Origin of the sequence: Roseivirga misakiensis (genome assembly GCF_001747105.1) — a bacterium.
Lineage (GTDB): Bacteria > Bacteroidota > Bacteroidia > Cytophagales > Cyclobacteriaceae > Roseivirga > Roseivirga misakiensis.
The window spans coordinates 2300490-2322492 of sequence record NZ_MDGQ01000005.1; the positions used below are offsets into that span (position 1 = coordinate 2300490).

The 22003-nt window shown below is 39.4% G+C and carries 21 protein-coding genes; 15 read left to right on the top strand and 6 right to left on the bottom strand.

All coding sequences use genetic code 11. The annotated features are described in order from the left end of the window. The first annotated feature begins 13 nt into the window (after positions 1-13). The 4 genes from BFP71_RS17715 (at position 14) to BFP71_RS17730 (ending at position 5474) form a co-directional block, all read left to right on the top strand. On the top strand, positions 14-1741 hold the full coding sequence (locus BFP71_RS17715; protein ID WP_069836744.1) for an amidohydrolase: 1728 nt from the start codon (positions 14-16) through the stop codon (positions 1739-1741). Positions 1742-2195: 454 nt separating this feature from the next. Beyond that, entirely contained in the window at positions 2196-3389 is a 1194-nt protein-coding gene (locus tag BFP71_RS17720) for an MFS transporter (protein WP_069836745.1), read from the top strand. After that, the gene (locus BFP71_RS17725; RefSeq protein ID WP_069836746.1) at positions 3382-4464 is read left to right on the top strand and encodes an aminotransferase class V-fold PLP-dependent enzyme; all 1083 of its coding nucleotides are present in this window, start codon (positions 3382-3384) and stop codon (positions 4462-4464) included. Before BFP71_RS17720 ends, BFP71_RS17725 begins: the two co-directional genes overlap by 8 nt. An 89-nt stretch (positions 4465-4553) precedes the next feature. Then, positions 4554-5474 carry a universal stress protein gene (locus tag BFP71_RS17730; RefSeq protein ID WP_069836747.1) on the top strand — a complete coding sequence of 307 codons (921 nt, stop codon included), beginning with the start codon at positions 4554-4556 and terminating at the stop codon, positions 5472-5474. Between the two features lie 39 nt (positions 5475-5513). Here the strand turns inward: BFP71_RS17730 and BFP71_RS17735 are convergent, their stop codons facing one another. Both BFP71_RS17735 and BFP71_RS17740 read right to left on the bottom strand, forming a co-directional pair. Then, the gene (locus tag BFP71_RS17735) at positions 5514-6743 is read right to left on the bottom strand and encodes an MFS transporter (protein WP_069836748.1); all 1230 of its coding nucleotides are present in this window, start codon (positions 6741-6743) and stop codon (positions 5514-5516) included. Between the two features lie 86 nt (positions 6744-6829). Continuing rightward, positions 6830-7288, bottom strand: coding sequence for a MarR family winged helix-turn-helix transcriptional regulator (locus tag BFP71_RS17740; RefSeq protein ID WP_069836749.1), 459 nt, complete (start codon positions 7286-7288; stop codon positions 6830-6832). 164 nt (positions 7289-7452) lie between these two features. Here BFP71_RS17740 and BFP71_RS17745 point away from each other — a divergent pair, with 164 nt between their 5' ends. The 8 genes from BFP71_RS17745 to dapA all read left to right on the top strand — a co-directional run bounded on the left by BFP71_RS17745 (position 7453) and on the right by dapA (position 14011). After that, on the top strand, positions 7453-7992 hold the full coding sequence (locus BFP71_RS17745; RefSeq protein ID WP_069836750.1) for an RNA polymerase sigma factor: 540 nt from the start codon (positions 7453-7455) through the stop codon (positions 7990-7992). Positions 7993-8023: 31 nt separating this feature from the next. Further along, on the top strand, positions 8024-8569 hold the full coding sequence (locus BFP71_RS17750; RefSeq protein WP_069836751.1) for a hypothetical protein: 546 nt from the start codon (positions 8024-8026) through the stop codon (positions 8567-8569). Positions 8570-8573: 4 nt separating this feature from the next. Next, a complete protein-coding gene (locus tag BFP71_RS17755; RefSeq protein ID WP_141719799.1) occupies positions 8574-9065 on the top strand; it encodes a hypothetical protein in 492 nt (163 codons plus the stop codon). A gap of 92 nt (positions 9066-9157) precedes the next feature. Next, positions 9158-10384, top strand: a complete 1227-nt coding sequence (gene xseA, locus BFP71_RS17760) for an exodeoxyribonuclease VII large subunit (protein ID WP_176723383.1) — start codon at positions 9158-9160, stop codon at positions 10382-10384. Further along, positions 10377-10574 carry an exodeoxyribonuclease VII small subunit gene (gene xseB, locus BFP71_RS17765; protein ID WP_069836754.1) on the top strand — a complete coding sequence of 66 codons (198 nt, stop codon included), beginning with the start codon at positions 10377-10379 and terminating at the stop codon, positions 10572-10574. The genes xseA and xseB overlap by 8 nt, the downstream gene beginning before the upstream one ends. A gap of 1 nt (position 10575) precedes the next feature. Next, positions 10576-12630: an NAD-dependent DNA ligase LigA gene (gene ligA, locus BFP71_RS17770; RefSeq protein WP_069836755.1), complete on the top strand. Its 2055-nt coding sequence runs from the start codon at positions 10576-10578 to the stop codon at positions 12628-12630. Further along, entirely contained in the window at positions 12630-13148 is a 519-nt protein-coding gene (locus BFP71_RS17775) for a DUF6913 domain-containing protein (protein WP_069836756.1), read from the top strand. Before ligA ends, BFP71_RS17775 begins: the two co-directional genes overlap by 1 nt. Further along, positions 13148-14011, top strand: coding sequence for a 4-hydroxy-tetrahydrodipicolinate synthase (gene dapA / locus BFP71_RS17780; RefSeq protein WP_069836757.1), 864 nt, complete (start codon positions 13148-13150; stop codon positions 14009-14011). The genes BFP71_RS17775 and dapA overlap by 1 nt, the downstream gene beginning before the upstream one ends. 56 nt (positions 14012-14067) lie before the next feature. Here the strand turns inward: dapA and BFP71_RS17785 are convergent, their stop codons facing one another. Together BFP71_RS17785 and BFP71_RS17790 are read right to left on the bottom strand one after the other, a co-directional pair. Continuing rightward, positions 14068-14241 (bottom strand): histone H1, encoded by a 174-nt coding sequence (locus tag BFP71_RS17785; RefSeq protein WP_069836758.1) that lies wholly within the window; start codon positions 14239-14241, stop codon positions 14068-14070. Between the two features lie 98 nt (positions 14242-14339). Beyond that, the gene (locus tag BFP71_RS17790) at positions 14340-15590 is read right to left on the bottom strand and encodes an aminotransferase class I/II-fold pyridoxal phosphate-dependent enzyme (protein WP_069837152.1); all 1251 of its coding nucleotides are present in this window, start codon (positions 15588-15590) and stop codon (positions 14340-14342) included. A 160-nt stretch (positions 15591-15750) separates the two neighbouring features. On the opposite strand from BFP71_RS17790, the gene BFP71_RS17795 reads away from it, so the two are divergent. From BFP71_RS17795 to BFP71_RS17805, 3 genes are read left to right on the top strand one after another with little or no spacing between them, the layout of a single operon-like run. Beyond that, on the top strand, positions 15751-17244 hold the full coding sequence (locus tag BFP71_RS17795; protein WP_069837153.1) for an acetyl-CoA carboxylase biotin carboxylase subunit: 1494 nt from the start codon (positions 15751-15753) through the stop codon (positions 17242-17244). A 4-nt stretch (positions 17245-17248) separates the two neighbouring features. Further along, a complete protein-coding gene (locus tag BFP71_RS17800; protein WP_069836759.1) occupies positions 17249-18556 on the top strand; it encodes a DUF1015 domain-containing protein in 1308 nt (435 codons plus the stop codon). Further along, positions 18522-19091 carry a Maf family nucleotide pyrophosphatase gene (locus BFP71_RS17805; protein WP_069836760.1) on the top strand — a complete coding sequence of 190 codons (570 nt, stop codon included), beginning with the start codon at positions 18522-18524 and terminating at the stop codon, positions 19089-19091. The genes BFP71_RS17800 and BFP71_RS17805 overlap by 35 nt, the downstream gene beginning before the upstream one ends. Before the next feature lie 46 nt (positions 19092-19137). Here the strand turns inward: BFP71_RS17805 and BFP71_RS17810 are convergent, their stop codons facing one another. Continuing rightward, positions 19138-20535 (bottom strand): efflux RND transporter periplasmic adaptor subunit, encoded by a 1398-nt coding sequence (locus BFP71_RS17810; RefSeq protein ID WP_069836761.1) that lies wholly within the window; start codon positions 20533-20535, stop codon positions 19138-19140. A 4-nt stretch (positions 20536-20539) separates the two neighbouring features. Next, complete coding sequence (locus tag BFP71_RS17815) at positions 20540-22000, bottom strand: TolC family protein (protein WP_088125106.1); 1461 nt, start codon at positions 21998-22000, stop codon at positions 20540-20542. Between the last annotated feature and the right edge of the window lie 3 nt (positions 22001-22003).

The following is a 22003-nucleotide window of genomic DNA, read 5'->3' on the forward strand; positions in this document are numbered from 1 at the left end:
CTAAACTACAACTATGAATAACTTTTTTAAAAGACTGTTTGCCGTTTCGGCATTGGCAGTTTTGATTTTCCTTCAGGCCTGTTCGCCTAAGGAAGGACCAGATACTATTTTCATAAATGGTATGGTCTATACAGCCGATCAAGATAATTCTACAACTCAAGCAGTAGCCGTAAAAGACGGAATGATTACGGCAATCGGTACAACCGAAGAGATTTCTAAACTGGCTGGTAAGAACACTAAAACTGTAGACCTTTCAGGAAAAACCATGACCCCAGGGTTTATAGAATCTCATGCACATTTGATGGGTATTGGGTACAATAAGCTGGAGCTGGACCTGATGTATGTTAAAACATATGACGAATTAGTAGAAAAAGTAGCTGAAGCGGTAGAAAAAGCTGAACCTGGCCAGTGGATTACTGGTAGAGGTTGGCATCAAGATAAGTGGATCGAGAAGCCAGAGGTGATGGAAAAAGGTTTCCAAACGCACGATAAAATGAGTGCCGTCAGTCCGGACAACCCTGTTTACTTGAGACATGCCAGTGGGCACGCTTCCTTTGCCAATGCAAAAGCGATGGAACTCGCAGGAGTGAATAGACTAAGCATAGAGAGCCTTTCTGGAGAAGTTGAAGGTGGAGAAATAATAAAAGACAAATTAGGAAACCCAACTGGTGTTTTTACAGAAAGAGCATCGAGCTTGGTTGGTAAACTTGTTCCTCAAGAAACAGAAGAAAGAGCTGAAAGAGCACTTGAAATGGCAATTCAAGAGTTATTGGAGAAAGGAATCACCAGTTTTCACGATGCAGGATCGGGTCAAGCATTCATCGATAGACTTGTAAGATTTAAGGAGGCGGATAAACTAAAAGTCCGCATGTATGTGATGCTAACTGGCCGACAGCCTGAATTACTTGAAGAGTGGTACGAAAAAGGCCCAATGATCGATCCAGATCATATGGTAACAGTACGCTCTATTAAACTTAATTGTGATGGTGCCTTGGGACCAAGAGGCGCATGGCTATTAGAAGAATATACAGATAGGCCCGATCACTTCGGGCATGAAACGCTACCTATGGAAACGGTAAACGAGGTATCAGAAAAGGCACTTGCTCATGGATTTCAAGTCTGTTCGCATGCGATTGGAGATCGAGCGAATAGAGAGATTCTAGATCGGTACGAAGCGTCATTCAAAAAGTATCCAAACATCAACTCTAAGGATGTAAGGTTTAGAATTGAGCACGCACAGCATTTAAACGGAAACGACATAACTCGTTTCGGTGAAATGGGGATTATAGCTGCCATGCAAGCCGTTCATATGAGTTCGGATAGACCTTGGGCTATTGACAGATTGGGGATAGAAAGAATAGAAGAAGGTGCTTACGTTTGGCAAAAACTATTACAATCTGGGGCAAAAATCATCAATGGTACGGATGCACCTGTTGAACCAGTCGATCCACTCCCATCATTCTTCGCTTCGGTTGCTCGAAAAACATTAAAAGGTATGCCAGAAGGAGGTTTCGAACCAGATCAATCCATGTCAAGAGACGAAGCTTTAAGATCATTTACGATTGACGCGGCTTTCGGAGAATTTGATGAGGACTTCAAAGGATCTATAGAAGTAGGGAAGGCAGCAGACTTTACCGTTTTCGATAAAAACATCATGACAATTCCTGAAATGGAAATTCTAGACACCAAAGTAGCGATGACCATAGTGGCTGGAGATATCCTCTACGAATCAGGGGAATAAAGACCAATTCAATTGCTAAAGAAAATGCCTCCAACATCCGATACTTCGGAGTGGAGGCATTTCTATATTAACCCATAAAAGCCCAGAGGTTGATTGAACCTCATTTAATAGACAAGATTTGGGCTATCCTTATGCTCGCAACAGTCCACTGTTATCCTTTTCCGAAGAACGAGGCCCCGACGAATCGGGGTGAGGCCTTGTTTTGGGCGGGATTCACCCGGCATTTTAGTTATAATTGTAAAGTTCAAAAACTGGTCTAAGCTTAAATGGGAAGTCTTTGTCCGTACAGGTTATATATACAAACATAACACCTCTTTAGTTTCAGAAAAATACTTTTCTACTCGAATACTGTTACATATTTCTTCCAACCACCGTCTAACTTCAAAACAAGCAAATCGAAATTTGAGCTAGAATTTCTTAGCTTGCAAGCTTTAAAGTAGAACTACAAGTCGCATTGGGCCTTCGCACTAACAAAATTTTCACGGGAGACTTTACCTTACATTTCATCTCCTATTTTTTGATGGCCACGGCCTTCTATTTTCTACTCCCTACCCTACCTGTTTATGCTGTAAACGCGCTAGGCGCCAATAACAATCAAGTCGGATACATCATAGGAGTTTACGCGCTGTCAGCCCTGATCATCAGGCCGTTTTGTGGTTATGCCCTCGATGCTTTCGGGCGAAGATCTGTTTATTTATGGGCTCTTGCCATATTTACGGTTTTGATGGGCCTTTATCACTTTTCATCCACCTTCTTTATTCTACTATTAATCAGAGGTCTACACGGATTCGCTTGGGGAACTATTACTACAGGTGGAAGTACCATTGCCGCCGACCTTATTCCTGAAAACAGAAGAGGTGAAGGTATAGGTTATTTTGGCCTAGCCATGACTTTAGCTATTGCCCTGGCACCATATGGTGGTGATCAGATTATGGGACAAAACAACTTTTCTAACCTTTTTACCATAGCCTTTATCGTATCGATCGCTTCCTTGATTTTGGCATTGATGATCAAAGTACCGAAAATCAAGACCGGAGAAACCAAAATCAGTGTCGGTAAAATGTTCGATAAGCGCGTCAACAGGATAGCAATCGTCATGATGACTGGCGCATTTCCATACGCAGCCATTATTTCTTTTATTCGAATTTATAGCGACGAATTGGGCTTAAAACAAGGGGCACTGTTCTTTATATTTATGGCCATAGGCGTTGCCATTGCAAGGTTATGTGTTGGTAAAATCATGGATAAGCATGGACCGTCACTTCTGGTCACTATAGGCTTACTGGTAACCGTAGCTGGGTTGATCTGGCTTTCTTATATCGATAGTTTTTGGCCTTTTATGATGGTGGGTGTTCTAGTTGGCATAGGAAATGGAATCATCATGCCAACAGTACAAACCATGGCACTTAACATGGTGCCTTTAGAACGAAGAGGGGCAGCCAATGCAACTTTCTTTTCTGCTGTTGATCTCGGAATTGGGTCGGGTTCAATTGTACTGGGTTATGTGGCAGAATTCTATGGCATTTCTACAATGTTCCTGATTTGCGGCTTTATATTGTTATTCCCATTAGTATTCTTCTTTCTATTTGTTAGAAAGCATTATTACCAACATGTAGAAATCTTAAAAAAGAGTCAATCCAATGCCTAAGAAGATTTTCTTTACCCCTGGGCCGTCAGCATTATATTTTACCGTCGAAGAACACTTGAAACAGGCCATGAGAGATCAAGTGATGGAGATAAACCACAGAAGTTCTCAAGCCGAAGATTACTTCAGAACGGCCGTGGATAACCTTAAATCCCTAATGAGTATTCCTGAAGATTACTCAATATTTTTCTTGAGTTCAGCGACAGAGATTTGGGAAAGACAATTACAAAATTTAGTAGTTGAAAACTCATTTCATTACACTTTTGGAGCATTTTCAAATCGGTTTTTCAATTTCGCAGTTACGAACGGGTTCAGCGCAAAACAAGAATCTGCCAATTTTGGTGAGCTGCCCAATACTAGCCCCGACCTTATTCCAAATGATACCGAACTGATCGGCGTAACGCTAAACGAGACCAGTACAGGGGTTTCTTTTCCCGTTGAGGATATATATAAAATCAGAGCACAGCATCCAGAAAAGTTAATTGCCGTGGATGGTGTTTCAGCATTCCCGTCTATCGACCTTGATTTTTCCAAAATAGACAGTGCATACTTTTCGGTGCAAAAGTGCTTTGGATTACCCGCTGGTCTTGGTGTGTGGGTGGTAAGCCCGAAAGCGATGGCTGCTGCTGAGGCTAAATTAAAGTCCGGTCGCACTATAGGCACCTATCAAGCTTTACCGAATCTGTTCAAGAACGCTCAGAAGGCCCAAACAACCTTTACGGCCAATGTTCTAGGTATCTATTTACTGTCTAAAGTAAGCGCAGATATGCTGGAAAAAGGTATTGATGTGATCAGAAGGGAAACTTCTTACAAAGCTGCTTTGCTCAATCACATGGTAGATTCCCATCCAAATCTCGAACATTTCGTGAGCGACAGAAGCGTAAGATCGAAGACAGTTACTGTGGCCAACACGGTTGGAGATTCAAATGAAATATTAAACAAGCTTTCAAAGAAGGGTTTTGTATTAGGCAACGGGTATGGTGAATATAAAGGAAAACAGATAAGAATAGCTTCTTTCCCAACTCACTCAAAAGAACAAATGGAATTACTGGTTGATGTAATTAATGATATCATATAAGGTTAATGATCCAGCAATCTTTAATTTCAATACAATGCTTATTTTCACTATCCTAAGAAGTGTTAATTTTGCAATGAAATTTTAATACTATGCCAGCAAGAGAAAGAATAATGGTTTTGATGGATACCTCCGATGCGGATAGAACGCTATTGGAGTTTTTGGAAATTATAGCCACAACCAACGAAACCAAAGAGATACATTTCTTTAATAGCATTAGTGAAATGAAAATTCCCGATGCTGTGCTTAAGGAATTTCCAGAAATAAAAGAGAAATCTATCGCTGAAAGAAAAAGTAAAATAGAGACTCTTGCTAAAAATGTGTTAAGTGCTGACCTGGTTAAAATTAGCGAAGTACATATTCAAGAAGGTGCACCTTCCAAAGCCATTTTAAAGTTTGTTGAAAAAAGGGATATCGATTTGATCATTATGGGGCGCCACAAAAACTTTATTGGTGGTGGTGTTTTATCTAATCGATTGGCAAGAAGAGCCGCTTGTTCGCTTTTCATAATTCCAGAAGGTGCCACGCCGAACACAACGCTTTTGCACGTACCATGTGACTTCTCTCCTCATTCTAAAATTGCAATGGAAGAAGCGATTAGAGTGGCTAGAAAGTACAAAAACGTAAAAATCATCTGCCAAAACGTGTTTACCGTACCGGGCGGATATCACTACTCTGGTAAGACCTACGAAGAATTTGCTGAGGTCATGCGTGAGAACGCTATGAAAGATTATCAAAAGTTCATGTCAGAGATTGATCATGATGGTATTGATTTGGAAGTAGTTTACTCCCTCGATACAAATGATAACCCAGTAACCGATATTATCGATTTTGCTCAAAAAAATAATCCAGGGGCAATTTTTATTGGCGTAAAAGGAAGAACGTCTACAGCTGCACTATTTATTGGAAGTAGAGCTGAGCAATTAATCCAATACAATAGCGATATCCCTATGATGGTGGTAAGACCAAAGGGTAAGAATGCAGGAATAATCGATCTAATTAAAGAAATCTAATTCCCGCTAGAACTTTCAAAGTTTGTTGATCAGTAATAGCTAAGCTTTTTCAACCATTTCCTTGGCGGTTAACCTCTTTAAGAAGAACAGCGCCACTAACAACAGAGCCATAGGTATAAGCGTATATGTAAACGCTTGATCGGCACCTAATTCTTTGAAAAGAATACCAATAAGCCTTGACCCCAAGGTCCCTCCTAGTGCCGAAAAAATGATTATCAGACCAGACATAGGACTATGTAACTTCTTTGGTAAGGCGCTTAAGACAACCGAGTTCAGTAATGGATAAATTGGTGCTATAAAGAGTCCGACAAGTGGAAAAGCATAACCGATGGCAGGAACATCGGCAAGTGTTTCAACCAAACCAATTTCTGCATTGACCGCTTTTGGTAAAACGAATAAAACAATGGCCATGGCACCGAAAATGCAAAAGGTGAGCACCCAAATCCATGAAAACCTTTTAGCTAACTGTCCGGCTAATATCCTACCTATCCCCAAGCTGATGGCTAGTATACTCGACATCATAATGGCAACATTTTCAGGTAGTTCCAAAACCCTTTCATTAAAGGTTGGCAACCAAGTCATAATTCCCTGTTCAATCATGACAAACAAAAAGGCGGAAACAACGAAGACAATCACCAAAACCTTTGCAATAAGCCTGAACATTTGAGTAAAATCTTCGCCAAGGTTGGCGCCTGGAATTTCATCACCTTCATCAAACTTTGCCATCAACAGAAACAGGAAGGAGAGCAACGTAAGTCCAGCAAGCAACCAATAGACATTGAGCCACGCATCTGGATTTCCTTCTGTATTGAAAGCAGGAAATAGAAAGTAGGCCAAAGCTATACCGAACATAAACACACCCTCGATATTACTCATAAGGCTTCCGTGTTCTTTTGGCGTTTGCGTTACTAAACCAATCACCGAGTATACTGAGACTTTAATGATAGCAAAGCTCACCCCTACGGTAGCAAACAAGATTTTTGACATGAAAAATGAATTATCCAAATACATGTCTATACAAGCAAAAAATACCAAGGCCAAAGCAACGAGCATTCCCTTCTTATAACCGATCCTTGGTAAGAATGAGGCAATCAAAAAAGAAACAATGGCAATTGGTAGGTCTTTGAAAGCCTCAAGAATACTTGCCTCAACTTCATCTACACCCCATTCATTCTGGGCTTTAAGAATTACGATTCCAACACTATTCAGGAGAATAGCGAATACAAAATAATTAATATAAAGAGAGAGCTTTATAGCATTGTTTTTCATAGCGCGTTTCAGGGTTGAAACGGAAGATAATGAAAAGCCTTGAATTAGTTTTTGGAGATCCTGATCAAATGATCGCTTAACTCCGCCTATTGTGCCTTGCGTAGACTGTCAAGGTTGTTACTTAATGCCTCTGCTTGTTCTGGGGAAAGGTTAGAAAGGTTTTTCATCCAACCTTTTAATGAACCATCCACTTCATCTAGAATAGCAAGTCCTTTTTCAGTGATCAGAACATCCTTGGCTCTACGATCGGTCTTACAGACAGTTCTCTTCACTAAGCCCTTATTTTCCAATCGATCTACAATTCTAGACGCATTAGACATACGATCCAGCATTCTATCAATAATCATGTTCACAGTGCATGCATCGGGATACTGCCCTCTTAGAATTCGAAGAACATTATACTGTGGTGCGGTAATTCCAAAGGGTTTAAAAATTTTAGTCTGTTCGTCAACGATCCAGCCGTGGGTATACATGATATTCACCACGAGTTTCTCATAAACATTCTCAAATTTCTTACCCTGTTTTATATCTTCCTCAATACCCATGCGCTTGGTAAGTTTCGGTCTCGCTAAATTAGTAATAAGTTGTAAATCAATGCTATAATAACGCTTGAAACGACAACTATTGAGCGAATGGCTATATTTAACTAATCATTGGTTAAACTATTTGACTTAAAGGGCATCTAACCCTGTGAAAACAAATAAATCCGTTGGAAGACAAGGAAATACTACATGCCTTTAAGGTATCTGCTAATAAGGATTTAGCCTTTAGACGACTGGTAGAAGAATATCAGGAGCGTATCTATTGGCACATACGTAAGATCGTCATTACGCATGACGATGCAGATGATGTAGTACAGGAAACTTTCATTAAAGTTTACAAGAATCTCGATTCCTTTAGGGAAGCGTCTCAATTGTTTACCTGGATTTATAGAATAGCAACCAATGAAGCGCTAAATCATCTAAAAAAGATGCAGCGCAAACAGTCAGTTTCTATGGATGATGTTTACCATGAATTGGAGAATCACTTAAGCCATGGGGTAAACATAGATGGTGACGAAATACAATTGAAATTGCAAAAAGCGCTGCTGAGCCTGCCAGAGAAACAACGACTTGTTTTCAATATGCGATACTTCGATGATCTAAAGTATGATGATATTGCAGAAATTACAGGAACGAGCGTTGGTGCATTAAAGGCAAGCTACCATTTAGCAGTAAAGAAAATTGAAGAGTATTTAGGTAAAGATTAAACCCTTTAACACTTTGAGTATCAAAGATAAAATGAAAAATAAAGATCACCATAATTCACCTTTAAACAACGGTAAACTCAAGCAGTTGCCGTTTAAAATTAAAGATGATTACTTTCAGTCGCTCACTGATAATATCATGAATGCGGCTGAAGCTGAAAGCGGTGATTTGAAGTACAACTTACATTTGAAGAAGAACCCACTCACTGTACCTGATGGTTATTTTGCTGATTTGTCAGAAAAAATCATTGAGAATGTGGGTATTGTTGAGCAGAAAGTTGTCCCTCTTTACCAAAGAAGTTGGGTGCAATTCACAGCTGTTGCTGCTTGTATAGCGCTTTTCCTAACGGTTTACTTGAATACTGAAAAGGATACTACGAGTGACTGGAACGATATTTCAAGTCAAACAATTATATCTTTCCTTGAAGAGGAAAATGCCTTGGATGCAGATTTACTTATCAATATTGAAGAAATTGATAGCATCTTAGACGATATCTATACTACGGAAACTAGTTCTTTCGCGAGCGCGTTAGATGAGAATCCAGAATTAGAATACGATTTTGAATACTTTGATTACTAAGCATATGAGAGTCATATATTTGAGCATAGTCATATTAATGATCAGCAGTGTCAGTTTTGCGCAAGGTGGAAATCGCGAGCGTGGACCACAAATGGATAGAGAAAAGTTACAAGCCGCAAGGATTGCTTATCTCACCAATCGCCTAGAATTAGATACTGAAACCGCTAAAGTGTTTTGGCCACTTTTTACCGAGTATGATAGTAAAAAACATGAACTTGGGAGAAAATACGGTAGTCAAAAAAGGGCATTATTTCAAGATGGCACTAGAAATGTGTCCGACGAAAATGCTGATAAAATGCTCGAAATCTATTTAGAGCAAAAACAAGCCGAACTTAATCTTGAAAAAGAATACTTGGGTAGGTTTAAAAAGGTACTCTCACTCAAACAAGTCTGGAGAGTGATAAGGTTTGATTCTGACTTCAGAAGAGACCTTTTTGAAAGAGCTAGCCGAAACAGAGATGGTCGAAAAGGCCCAGAGGGCAAAACAGGTCTATAAGAAGCGCTTAATAATTTTGAAAAACCTGCATAATCTGCAGGTTTTTTTATTTGCACCCATGTGGCTTTGGCGTAATTTGCACTATGTCACAAATGAGCCTTTTTGAACTCACCAACCTCATTAAGCAGACCCTAGAAACCAACTTAGCGCCGAGTTATTGGGTGATTGCGGAGATCAGTGAATTAAGACTGAATCAAAAAGGACACTGCTATTTAGAGTTGGTAGAAAAAGAGGGAAACTTCATTCAAGCTAAGCTTAGGGCCAACATCTGGTCATACACTTACAGAACAATAAGCGAACAGTTCATTAATGCGACGAGTACAGAATTAAAAAGTGGTTTGAAAGTTTTACTCAATGTGAGCGTAAACTTCCATGAAGTATATGGTATGAGTGTGACAGTGAATAACATTGATCCAAACTATACCATTGGCGAAAGGTCGCGATTAAGAGAAGAAACGCTTAACAAACTGAAAGAAGCAGGCTTGATCGACAAAAATAAGAATCAAATCCTCCCGATCGTTCCTCAAACTGTTGCCATCATTAGCTCAGAAACTGCCGCTGGATTTGGTGACTTCATGAACCAGATCAAGGAGAATACCAAGGGTTATGATTTCGATACCACTCTTTTTCACGCTACAATGCAAGGGAATGAATCCGTTTTGTCGATTCGTCGGGCATTAAAAGAGATATTTGAGTCAGACAAAGACTTCGATGTGGTCGTCATTATAAGAGGTGGAGGTGCTAAGACAGATTTGGATAGTTTTGACTCATTTGATTTAGCAAAAGCCATTGCATTATTTCCTTTGCCAGTTCTTTCAGGCATTGGGCATGAGAGAGACACAACCGTGCTAGACTTTGTAGCACATACCTCACTAAAAACACCCACAGCAGTAGCTGAGTTTTTAATTTCTGGTATGAGTCGGTTTCATGATCAGCTACTGGAATTTGCTTATCGGATCGAAAAAGTCTTTGAAGAAAGATTGAATTTAGAACAACAAAACCTTCAAGAAATCGCACATAGAATAGATTCTCGAGCTATTCAAATTTTGACTAATAATGAGCACTTTTTGAAAGATAAATCAACTAGCTTGAAATATACTATAGATCGTTTTTTTGAAAATAATCTTACCAGACTAACTAACCTACAGAAGCAAGTCGAATTGAATGATCCCGAATTTGTTCTAAAACGTGGTTATTCTCTAACACTCAAGGATGGCAAGGTGCTAAGAAATCAGGCGGTGAAAGTTGGTGACGAGTTGGAAACACGCACAGTGGATAAAAACATAAAGAGTAAGGTAACAGCAATAGATAATGAGTAAAAAGTCAATTAACTATAAAGAAGCGCTGGCTCGAATTGATGAGATTGTAGCGTTAATCGAATCAGAAAATCTAGACATTGATGAGCTAACCAAAATGGTGAAGGAGGCTACACAATTAATTGCAGCTTGTAAAGACAAACTTCACAACACAAAAAATGACTTACAATCTTCTTTAGATAAACTGAATTAAAATGACTAGTCAGGACGCTCTTCAAGAAATAGAATCACTTTCAGAGAAAATCAATTACCATAACCACCTTTATTATCAGGAAAGCAGATCTGAAATTAGTGATTATGATTTCGATCAACTATTGAACAGGTTGATCGAATTAGAAATAGAGTTCCCTGAGCACAAAAAGGAAGACTCCCCTACCCAACGTGTTGGCGGTACCATTACCAAGTCTTTTGATAGTGTAACGCATAAATATAGAATGCTCTCTTTGGGTAACACTTACTCTAAAGAAGAACTCATCGATTGGGACAAAAGAGTAGCAAAGGGACTAGAAACTGATGATTACGAGTATTTCTGCGAGCTAAAATTCGATGGCGTAGCGTTAAGCCTCACCTATGAAAATGGACTTTTAAAAAGAGCTGTAACCCGAGGCGATGGCGTTCAGGGCGATGATATTACGGCCAATGCTAAAACAATTCGTACCATTCCACTAAGACTTCAGAAGGATAATATCCCAGCCGCGTTTGAAGTTCGTGGGGAAGCTTTTTTTCCAAAAAACGAATTTAATCGCGTCAATCAAGAACGTGAAGATATAGGAGAAGAAAGGCTCGCAAATCCAAGAAATGCTGCATCAGGCACTTTGAAAATGCAAGACTCATCGATTGTGGCTAGTCGTAAGCTTGATTGCTACCTATATTACTTATTAGGCGAGAACTTAAGTTACGATTCTCACGAATCTTCCATTGCTCAAATTGAGGAATGGGGCTTTAATGTTTCGCCGACCTACAGGCGTTGTCAGAACATTCAAGAGGTATTGGATTACATTTCCGATTGGGAAGAGAAAAGACATGACCTCCCTTCTGAAACAGATGGTGTAGTTATAAAAGTGAATAACCTAAAACAACAAGAAGCATTAGGTTTCACGGCAAAAAGTCCAAGATGGGCCATATCTTATAAGTATAAGGCAGAAAGTGCCTCCACTACACTAGAGAGCATTTCTTATCAAGTAGGTAGAACAGGGTCAGTCACACCAGTAGCAAACCTAAAGCCTGTTTTGTTAGCCGGAACCACCGTAAAACGGGCCTCACTTCACAATGCAAATGAAATTGAGCGTTTGGAAATACGCATCGGAGATACAGTCAATGTTGAAAAAGGTGGAGAAATCATTCCAAAAATTACAAGCGTTGATTTCTCGCAAAGAGACCTTTTTAGTGTACCTGTAGAGTACATTACCCATTGCCCAGAGTGCCAAACTGAGCTGGTTAGAATTGAAGGAGAAGCAAATCACTACTGCCCAAACGTTGAAAGCTGTCCGCCACAGATACAGGGGAGAATAGAGCATTTTATTCAGAGGAAAGCCATGAATATAGATAGCCTTGGTACAGAAACCATACGTGGTTTATTGGACAAAGGCCTTATTCAAAACTATGCAGACCTTTACAATTTGACATTTGAAGACTTGAATGGTCTAGAATTCAAAACTTTCTCAGAAAAAAAGGGTGAATACAGCCTGAGAAGCCTAAGAGAAAAATCAGCCACGAACATCATCAAAGCGATCGATGCTTCAAGAAGTATTCCTTTTGAGAAAGTACTTTTTGCCTTGGGAATTCGGTATGTCGGACAAACAGTAGCTGAAAAACTGGCGACACATTATAAAAACATTGATGCATTAGCTGATGCTGACCTAGAATCTTTGATCAACGTACCTGAAATTGGAGATAGAATCGCCCAAAGCGTCATTGAGTTTTTTGCAGAAGAAAAAAACCAGTTACTCGTGAATCAACTGAAGTCGGCAAAAGTACAGTTTGAACTTATTGAAACTGAAATAATTTCCGAAGGCAGCAGCCTTTCTGACAAAACCTTCGTTATAAGTGGAGTTTTCAATCAGTTTTCTAGAGATGAGCTAAAGGATAAAATTAAAGCCAATGGTGGTAAAGTGGTTTCTTCAATCAGCGCTAAACTAGATTTTTTGGTTGCTGGTGATAAAATGGGACCAGCGAAACTGGAAAAAGCTACTAAACTGGACGTCAAAATTATTTCTGAAACTGAGTTTTTAAATCTACTTGAAAGTTAATGTCAATCTTTTCCAAAAAATTACTGAACCTTTTCAATAAGACAGGAAAGAGAGATAAAAAGAATCTTGGCCCTATTATTCCTTTTGACCAGGCGGATAAAGTAGGAATAATTTACACTTGGAAAGGGCCAGAAAAGGAAACCGAAATTGAAAACTTTATTCAGTCACTTATTGACGAGAATAAGTCTGTAGATGTATTGTGCTATAACCCAACCAAAGAACCAATCCAAACCAAACATCCTTTCGTGAGTCTTAGTGATTTATCGGCACTTGGGAAGCTCAATTCTGAAGCTGCACTTCAGTTCGGTAATACACCACTCGATTTTTTATTTCACTTAGATTATGAATTAGACGATATTCTGAGGAGCATTTTAATCCAAACCAATGCGAAGTGTCGCGTCGGACATCATTCACCTGACAATTCTGCTTACTATGAGTTGATGATCGGCATTGATAAAAGCAATAGCTTGTCTAATTTTACTGCACAAATTCTAAAGTACATTAAGGCCATAAAATAATGAATCCATTTTCAGGAACAGGCGTTGCGCTGGTTACACCATTTAATAGTGATGGGTCAGTTGACTTCGAAGGACTAAAATCCTTATTAGACTATACAGCTCAAGGTGTAGATTACTACGTAGTTATGGGTACTACTGGTGAATCTGCGACTATTTCAAATTCGGAAAAGGCTGAAATACTCAATTTTGTCAAAACGAATAATGCCAAAAAGCTACCGATTGTCTATGGAATAGGTGGTAATAATACGTTGGGGGTTGCAGAAAAAATCGCTAATGCCGATTTAGAAGGAGTTGACGCACTCTTATCCGTTAGTCCTTATTATAATAAACCTAGTCAGGCTGGTATTGTAGCTCATTTTGAATATCTCGCGGATAGAAGTCCAATTCCGATTATCCTATATAACGTTCCTGGTCGGACGAGGTCCAATATGACCGCAGAAACAACTATTACGCTGTCTCAGCACCCAAATATTATCGGTATAAAAGAAGCTTCAGCAGATGCAGACCAGTGTAAGAAAATTATTGAAGGTATGTCGGCAAATTTTTTCCTTACTTCTGGAGAAGATTTAATGACTCCTGAACTCATGCAAATGGGTGGAATTGGTATTATCTCTGTTTTAGCAAACGGTTTTCCTGTAGAATTTTCAAAAATCGCTCGAGAAGCCCTTGCCGGTAACTTGGAAGAATCCTTTGCTATCACCGAGCGTTTTAAAGCTATAAACCCTTTGATGTACGAAGAAAGTAACCCTGTAGGCGTGAAAGAAGTACTACGATCAAGAGGTGTTTGTGGTGGCCAAGTTCGCCTTCCTTTATTAGAGGCTACTCCTGATTTAAAGCGCCGTATCAGGGCTTTATTGGATTAAAGACATAAAAAAAGGCCACGACAAGTCGTGGCCTCATTTATTTGATAATCAGTTTCTTAAGCGTTTTTCTTGCTTTGAACGTCAACTCTGATTTCTTGAGCTAGGTTCTTAAGCTCTTGCATTCCTTTTCTAACTCTAGTTCCAGCAGCTTGGTTGCCTTTGTCATAGAACTTTTCGAAATCTCCTTCTAAAGAATCTACTAAATCTTTTACTCTACTAAATTGACTCATATTTATCGTGTTTTAAGGTTGTTGATAATAATGTCTAACTGGAGGCAATATAAATCAAAATGTTCTATTGTCAACAGTGAAGGCACTTTTTTTTGATTTTACTCACCAAATGCTATCGCGACTTCTTCTTTTTTGTATTCTTCAGACAGCAACTTTCCTTTTATAGCTTCGAATGCTGCAATCGTTTCTGCTACATCTTCTAAAGAATGAGAGGCAGTAGGGATTAATCTAAGGATAATTGTTCCTTTCGGTACAACTGGATAAATAACTACCGAACAGAATATATTGAAGTTTTCTCTGAGGTCTTTACTCAAGGCTGCCGCTTCACCAACAGTACCATTAAGTACTACTGGAGTCACAGGAGATTGCGTAGTTCCAATACTGAAACCCTTTTCCTTAAGACCATTCTGCAATGCATTTACGATAACCCAAAGTTTGTTTTTGTGCTCTGGATTGTCTCTTAACATTTGTAACCTTTTCAATGCTCCGATTACAAATGGCATTGGAAGAGATTTGGCAAAGATTTGAGAACGGATATTATATTTCAAGAATTTAATGATATCCTTATTACCGGCCACAAATGCTCCGATGGCGGCCATAGACTTAGCAAAGGTTGAGAAGTAAATATCGATATCATCTTGACACCCTAGCTCTTCACCTGCTCCTGCACCAGTAGCTCCAACAGTTCCAAAACCGTGGGCATCATCCACAAGGAGTCTAAATTCAAATTTCTTCTTGAGTTCGGCAATCTCCTTGAGTTTACCCAAGTTTCCAGACATACCGAAAACACCTTCTGTTATCACAAGGATACCTCCACCAGTCTCTTGAGTCAGTTTGGTGGCTCTTTCCAATTGCTTTTCAAGGTTTTCTATATCGTTATGAGGGAAGACGAATCTTTTCCCCATATGCAACCGCACACCATCGATGATACATGCATGCGATTCTGCATCGTAAACAATAACATCCTTACGATCTACAACAGCATCAATTACAGATAGAACACCTTGGTACCCGTAATTCAATAAGAGCCCAGCATCTTTATTTACAAAGTCTGCCAATTCTTGCTCTAATTGCTCGTGATATTTCGTATTTCCTGACATCATTCTGGCTCCCATTGGGTAAGCCATTCCCCACTCAGCTGCGGCATCTGCATCCGCTTTTCTTACTTCAGGGTGGTTTGCCAACCCTAAGTAATTATTCAGGCTCCAAGTAAGTACTTCATTGCCCATGAAATTCATGCGAGGTGATATTTCACCTTCTAACTTGGGGAACATAAAGTACCCTTCAGAAATGTCTGAGTGTTTCCCTAGCGGTCCACGATTAGTCAGTAGCTTTTCAAATAAATCCAACGTCTCTGTCTTTAAAATTAGTTGATGTAGACTTTCTAAAACAAGTTGCAAAGGTAACACTATAATGACCATTTATCAAAAATCTCAGTACATATAAACCATTCATTGGTTCTGAATTTGATTATTATTAATTAGCATTGCCAGCTGAAAATCTATGGACATGTCTACGAAAAAAATAAATAAGATTCTTGTCGCCAATCGCGGCGAAATTGCCATTCGTGTAATGAGAACGGCGAAGGAAATGGGAATAGCGACGGTTGCAATTTATAGCGATGCCGATATAAACGCACCACACGTTGCTTATGCGGATGAAGCCGTAAACGTTGGACCTCCAGCATCCTCAGAATCTTACCTTAATATAGAGCGCATATTAGACGTCTGTAAAGAACTAAATGTAGATGCCATACACCCAGGTTATGGATTCTTGTCTGAAAATGCTGGTTTTGCCAGAGCAGTAGAAGCCAATGGTATAACTTTTATAGGTCCTTCTACGCATGCTATAGAAGTTATGGGTGACAAACTTGCGGCTAAAAATGCAGTAGCAAGCTATAATATCCCAATGGTTCCTGGCGTGAACCATGCCGTGACTGAAATCGACGAGGCTACAAAAATTGCCAATGAAATTGGTTACCCTGTGTTGATCAAAGCTAGCGCTGGCGGTGGCGGTAAAGGAATGCGTGTTGTAGAAAGTAGCGATGAACTCGCGGAACAGATGACGCGAGCAATGAGTGAAGCCCAATCTGCTTTTGGAGATTCTTCTGTCTTTGTTGAAAAATATATCGGCTCGCCAAGACATATAGAAATACAAATCCTAGGAGATCAGCACGGCAAAACGCTATACCTTTTTGAAAGAGAGTGTTCTATTCAAAGACGACACCAAAAGGTAATAGAAGAAGCACCTTCGCCGGTTGTTGACGAAAAAATGCGCCAAGCTATGGGCGAGGCTGCTGTAAATGTGGCTAAAGCATGCGGTTACTACGGAGCTGGTACAGTAGAGTTTATTGTAGACGAAAACCTTGATTTCTTCTTTTTAGAAATGAACACGCGCCTTCAGGTCGAGCACCCTGTAACAGAAGAAATAACGGGAATTGATCTTGTTAAAGAGCAAATCTATGTGGCTGAAGGGAGAAAATTGGATTTAAATCAAGAGGATCTAAAGATTAATGGCCACTCTATGGAAGTCCGAGTTTATGCCGAAAATCCAAGAGAAAACTTCTTACCAGACACAGGAACATTAAACACTTATGTGACTCCCCAAGGCCCTGGCGTGCGGGTAGATGATGGTTACCAACAAGGAATGGACATCCCAATCTATTACGATCCGATGATTGCAAAGCTTACCACACATGGAGCTAACCGTGAACAGGCTCGTTTAAGAATGCTTAGAGCCATAGAAGAATATGAAATATCTGGAGTACAAACTACGCTAGACTTTTGTGACTTTGCTCTCAAACACGAGGCTTTCGTCAGCGGTAATTTTGACACAAAATTTGTAGGTAAGTTTTTCAAACCAGAGTATCTCAACAACGATACGCCTGAGGAAGAAGAGATTGCCATGGCACTGGCCGCACATATCTTTAATGTAGAGGCAACAGGTAGTGAGCGCAAAAGCGAACAGAATGGTTTAAGTAAATGGAAACTAAGAGCTAGATAAGCTTATGGCTAACATCAAACCTTTTAGGGCTTGGCGCTATAATAGGGAGCTCTCCAAATCCATTGGCAACCTTACATCTCCTCTTTTTGATGTTATATCAGATCAACAAAGAGATGCTTTGTATGAAAATGAGTACAACAGCATCCATCTGAGTGTTCCAAGGAATAAAATCGGACCAATTGATACCTTAACACTTCTAGATAAATGGAAGTCTGCAGGAATAATCAAGCAAGATGATTTACCCGGAATTTATATCTATTATCAGCATTTCTCGCTTCCCGGTTCGTCAAAGCAATTCATAAGAAAAGGTTTTATAAGCTTTATTGAAGCTACTTCATGGGATGACCCAAATACTCAAATCCTAAGACATGAAAGCACGATGCCTCATTCTGTAAATGATCGGATAGACGTATTAAGTGCTACACAAATGAATGTAAGTCCTACTCATGGGTTGTATTTCGATGAATCCTTTGAGTTAGAGCAATATATGGATGAGAGTATGCTCAGCCCTATTTATGAAACGGAAGACTACCAAGGTGTTAAAGATGTTCTTTCCGTGATTCATGACCATGATATCATAAAGAAATTCATCAATAAGTTATCCGATGCTAAAGTCATACTGGCTGACGGCCATCATAGGTTAGAGGGGTCAATTGTATATAGAGAGCAGCAACAAAAAAAGCTAGAGAAAACGTCTGGGCAAGAAGGCTTTAATTACCATATGATGTATTTGACAAATGGTGAAGCCGATGACTTAAGGATACTTCCAACTCACCGCTTAATCAAAGGATTTGAGAACTTCAATCGGCAAGAATTTCTCGAAAAGCTAGCACCTTATTTCACTATAACACATCTAGAAAACCCTAATGACGTCACTGAGATAATATTGGGTAAGCAATGGGCATTTGGATTATTGTTTGACGATGAAGCTTTGAAGGTTCGCTTAAAGCCAGAGGCGATAGAACTTCTCGATTGGAATTTTCCAACTGCTATCAAACATTTAGACCTGACTGTGATGCACTATTTCATTATTGAAAAAGCATTAGGGATTCCAGGTAAAAATCAGCGAAACTCCGACAAAATTAGCTTTGAAAGAAACTTCGCTAACTGCTTAACTAAGACGCTTCGCGGAGAGGCACAATTTGCCATTATCACACAGGATATTAGTATGGAAACAGTGAAAGAAGTTTGTTATTCTGGCCATACACTGCCTCAAAAATCAACTTATTTTTACCCTAAAGCCATTTGTGGTTATCTTTTTGGATCAATCAAAGACGATGAATTTGAATTACCACATAATCCTGGCTTCTAAGTCTCCCAGAAGGCAAGAATTATTAAGAAGCTTAGGCTTGGATTTTGAGGTTCAAGTCAAATCAATTGATGAATCATTTCCGCCAAATACCCCAGCTCTTAAGGTAGCAGAATTCATCGCACAGAAGAAATCCGAGGCCTTCGGACCACTAAACAAAGATGTACTTCTGATTACATCAGATACCGTAGTTATCGCCGATGGCAAGATCCTTGGAAAACCAAAAGACTCCTCCGAAGCCTTTGCTATGATTAGTAGTTTATCGGGAAATACTCATTCCGTAGCCACTGGGGTATGTTTAAGAACTACAGATAAAGTGGATTCATTTACATCTGTAACTAGTGTGAGTTTTGATGCCCTTGAAGACCAAGAAATATTACATTACATAAATACCTATATGCCATTCGATAAAGCTGGTAGTTACGGTATTCAAGAATGGATAGGTATGATTGGAATCAATAAAATTGAAGGAGACTTTTATAATGTAATGGGTTTACCTCTCAATGCACTTTATAAAAGACTAAAGGCCTTTAAATAAAAAAGGGAGCTGTTAGCTCCCTTTTTTATTTCTAAAATTGTTCTTTCTAGTTATCTGAACTCGCAGAAGCTACTGGTTTACTAGTACTCTTCGAGTTTTCTACTAAATCACCCGTTTTCAGGCGTTTAGACACGACAAAAAACGGTCCTGACACCACTTGATCACCTTCTTTTAAACCTGAAAGAATCTCAATGTTATCATAATCACTAATTCCTGTTTTCACCTCAACCATTTTGGCCGTGCCGCCATCATTGATAAAGACTACTTCTTTAATGTCCTCTTTTTCTTCTGGTCTAGCATTTGAATTGCTCACTTGAAGACCTCCTTCATCATTGTCATCAGTATTTCCGAAGACCTTTCTGTCCAATTTTGGATTTCGAGTTGTAACAGCTGCTAATGGTACTGTTAGGATATCAGATTTTGTAGTGGTAATGATTTCCACACTTGCCGTCATACCTGGTCTGAAAGGAGAAGGCCCTTGAATTTCTGATAGTAAATCAGAGAAGCTCTCATTTAAAATTCGTATCTCTACTTTAAACTCCGTTACAGCATCGGCAGACGCCTTCGGGTTAGCGGTGTTAGCAATAGACGTAACTATTCCCTTGAATTCTTTGTCCATAGAAGTGTATGAATCGACATCAATGATAGCTGTATCTCCAACGTTCACTCTAATGATATCATTCTCATTTACATCGACCTGCACCTCCATTTGATTCAAGTCTGCCAAACGCATCATTTCAGTACCCGCCATTTGTTGTGTTCCAACTACACGTTCACCTTTTTCCACATTCAACTTAGAAATGGTACCAGTTGATGGTGCGATAACTGTGGTCAATCTCACATTTTCCTCGGCTTCTGCCACTGTAGCTTCGCTAGATTTTATGATAAATTCAGCTGCTCTTACGCTTTGTTCGGCAGCGTCTAGGTTGTACTTAGCGACTTCGTAATTTGCCTTAGCAGTTTCATAATCAGCATCGGAAATCACATTTTCTTTCTTAAGCCTTTCAGCTCTATTGAATGCTAATTCAGACTGTTTCAATTGCGCCTCACTACGGAACTTACTAGCCTTTGAGGATGCCAAGTTGGCCAATTGTTGATTTAAATTTGCCTTTGATCTATCCAACGCTGATTGTAAGTTATCAGGTCTAATTTTAACCAAAACCATTCCTTCAAGTACATCATCCCCTTCTTCAACGTTCAATTCGATGATCTCTCCAGCAACATCTGGACTAATAGCAATTTCTATAACAGGCTGTACAACCCCTGAAGCTGTAACTTTTTCGATAATAGTATTCCGACTTGCTTCAGCGAATTCCACTTTAATGGTTCTTTCTCCGCCGATCAATCCTGCTTGTTTACCAACTATTGCGACCACCAATACAAGTGCCACTAAAATCAGTAATATCCATATGATCTTATTCGATCCTTTTTTCTTCTTAGCCATGTTCTTAATCTAATGTAATTGGGTTGCCTAAATAAAAGTCTAATATTTTCACTCTAAAAATGTATTCGTATTTCGCGCGAACCAAGTCAGTTTTGGCAGCAAAAAGGTTATTACTGGCTACTTGATAATCGACTGTATTTGCACTACCTACGTTATACTGTTCTTCTGCAACTCTGAATGACTCTTGTAATGCCGCCACTCTTTTTACAGAAGCTTGATAAGATTTTAATCCAGCAGTTGCGTTGTTGTAAGCCGTTTCGATGGCCTGTCTTAATTGGTTTTTTACGTTTTGAGAGGTTATTTCGGCTCTCTGTCTGTTGATCTTGGCTCTTTGAAGGTTCGAAGTATTATTCAATCTGCTGAATATTGGGATACTCAAATTGGCTCGAACTGATTGTCCCAAGAAGTCGTTAAATTGATCAAACAAGCCGTAAGAATCACTAAAAATTCTCACAGACTCTTGTCTTGGGTCTGTGAAAACTCGATCACCCGAACCTTGTACAAAACCGATATCCTGTGCCGGTACATCTATGACTTGTGTGCCGATCAATTGTCTCTGCTGATCTGAATAGCTAGTAGAAATACTACCACTAAGGCTTACTGTGGGTAAAAATGCCCCTTTTGCTATTTTCTCACCTAAGACACTACTTTTTATTCCCAATTCAGCACTTTTTACTTCTGGCTGATTTTCAACGGCTATATCAAATATTCTTGATGGGGCGTTTGCCGTCATGTTTACATTTTCAACTTCAAGCTCTGGAACACTAATTTCTAAGCTCTCATTAGCAGGCATTTGCATTGACTGCTTCAAGTTCAAAATGGCAAGTCCTAATGCATTTTCAGCATTAACCACTTGAACCTCATTCGAAGCTAACTGAGATTCCAAATCAAGCTGTCGTGTGATAGGGTCTGAACCTGCCTCCACCAGCTTTTTAGTACGATCTAATTGAGTCGCTGTGACTTGCAGTTGATATTTTGCATTTTCTAGTTGCTCCCTATTCAAAAGCACATTTAAAAAATTAGTGGCCACACTTAAACCGACATCATTCTTAGCCTTTTCTAAATCAAAAGCACTAGCCTGAAGGTTCAATTCGTTTTGCTTAATCGTATTATTCAAAATACCCCCTTGGTAAACGGTCATACCAGCATTTGCCGATAGACTACCACTTAAAAAAGCTTGGCTAACAAAGGAGTTCGTTACAGGATCAATGGTTCGTCCAAAAGATTTACCCATACCTCCACCTGCACTCAAATTAGGTAGACGAGCAAACTTAGATTGTTTTACGGCAATCTGATTTTGAACCTGGGTTAACTGACTGTTTCTTATGGTCAGGTTATTTTCCCGAGCATAATTCACGCATTCTTCGAGTGTCCAGACCTTGCTCTCATTTGCGCTTTGACCGATAGCCCAATTGGTCGCCAAGGCGAACATCAGACTGTAAAAAAACTTTCGTTTCAAATTCATGGT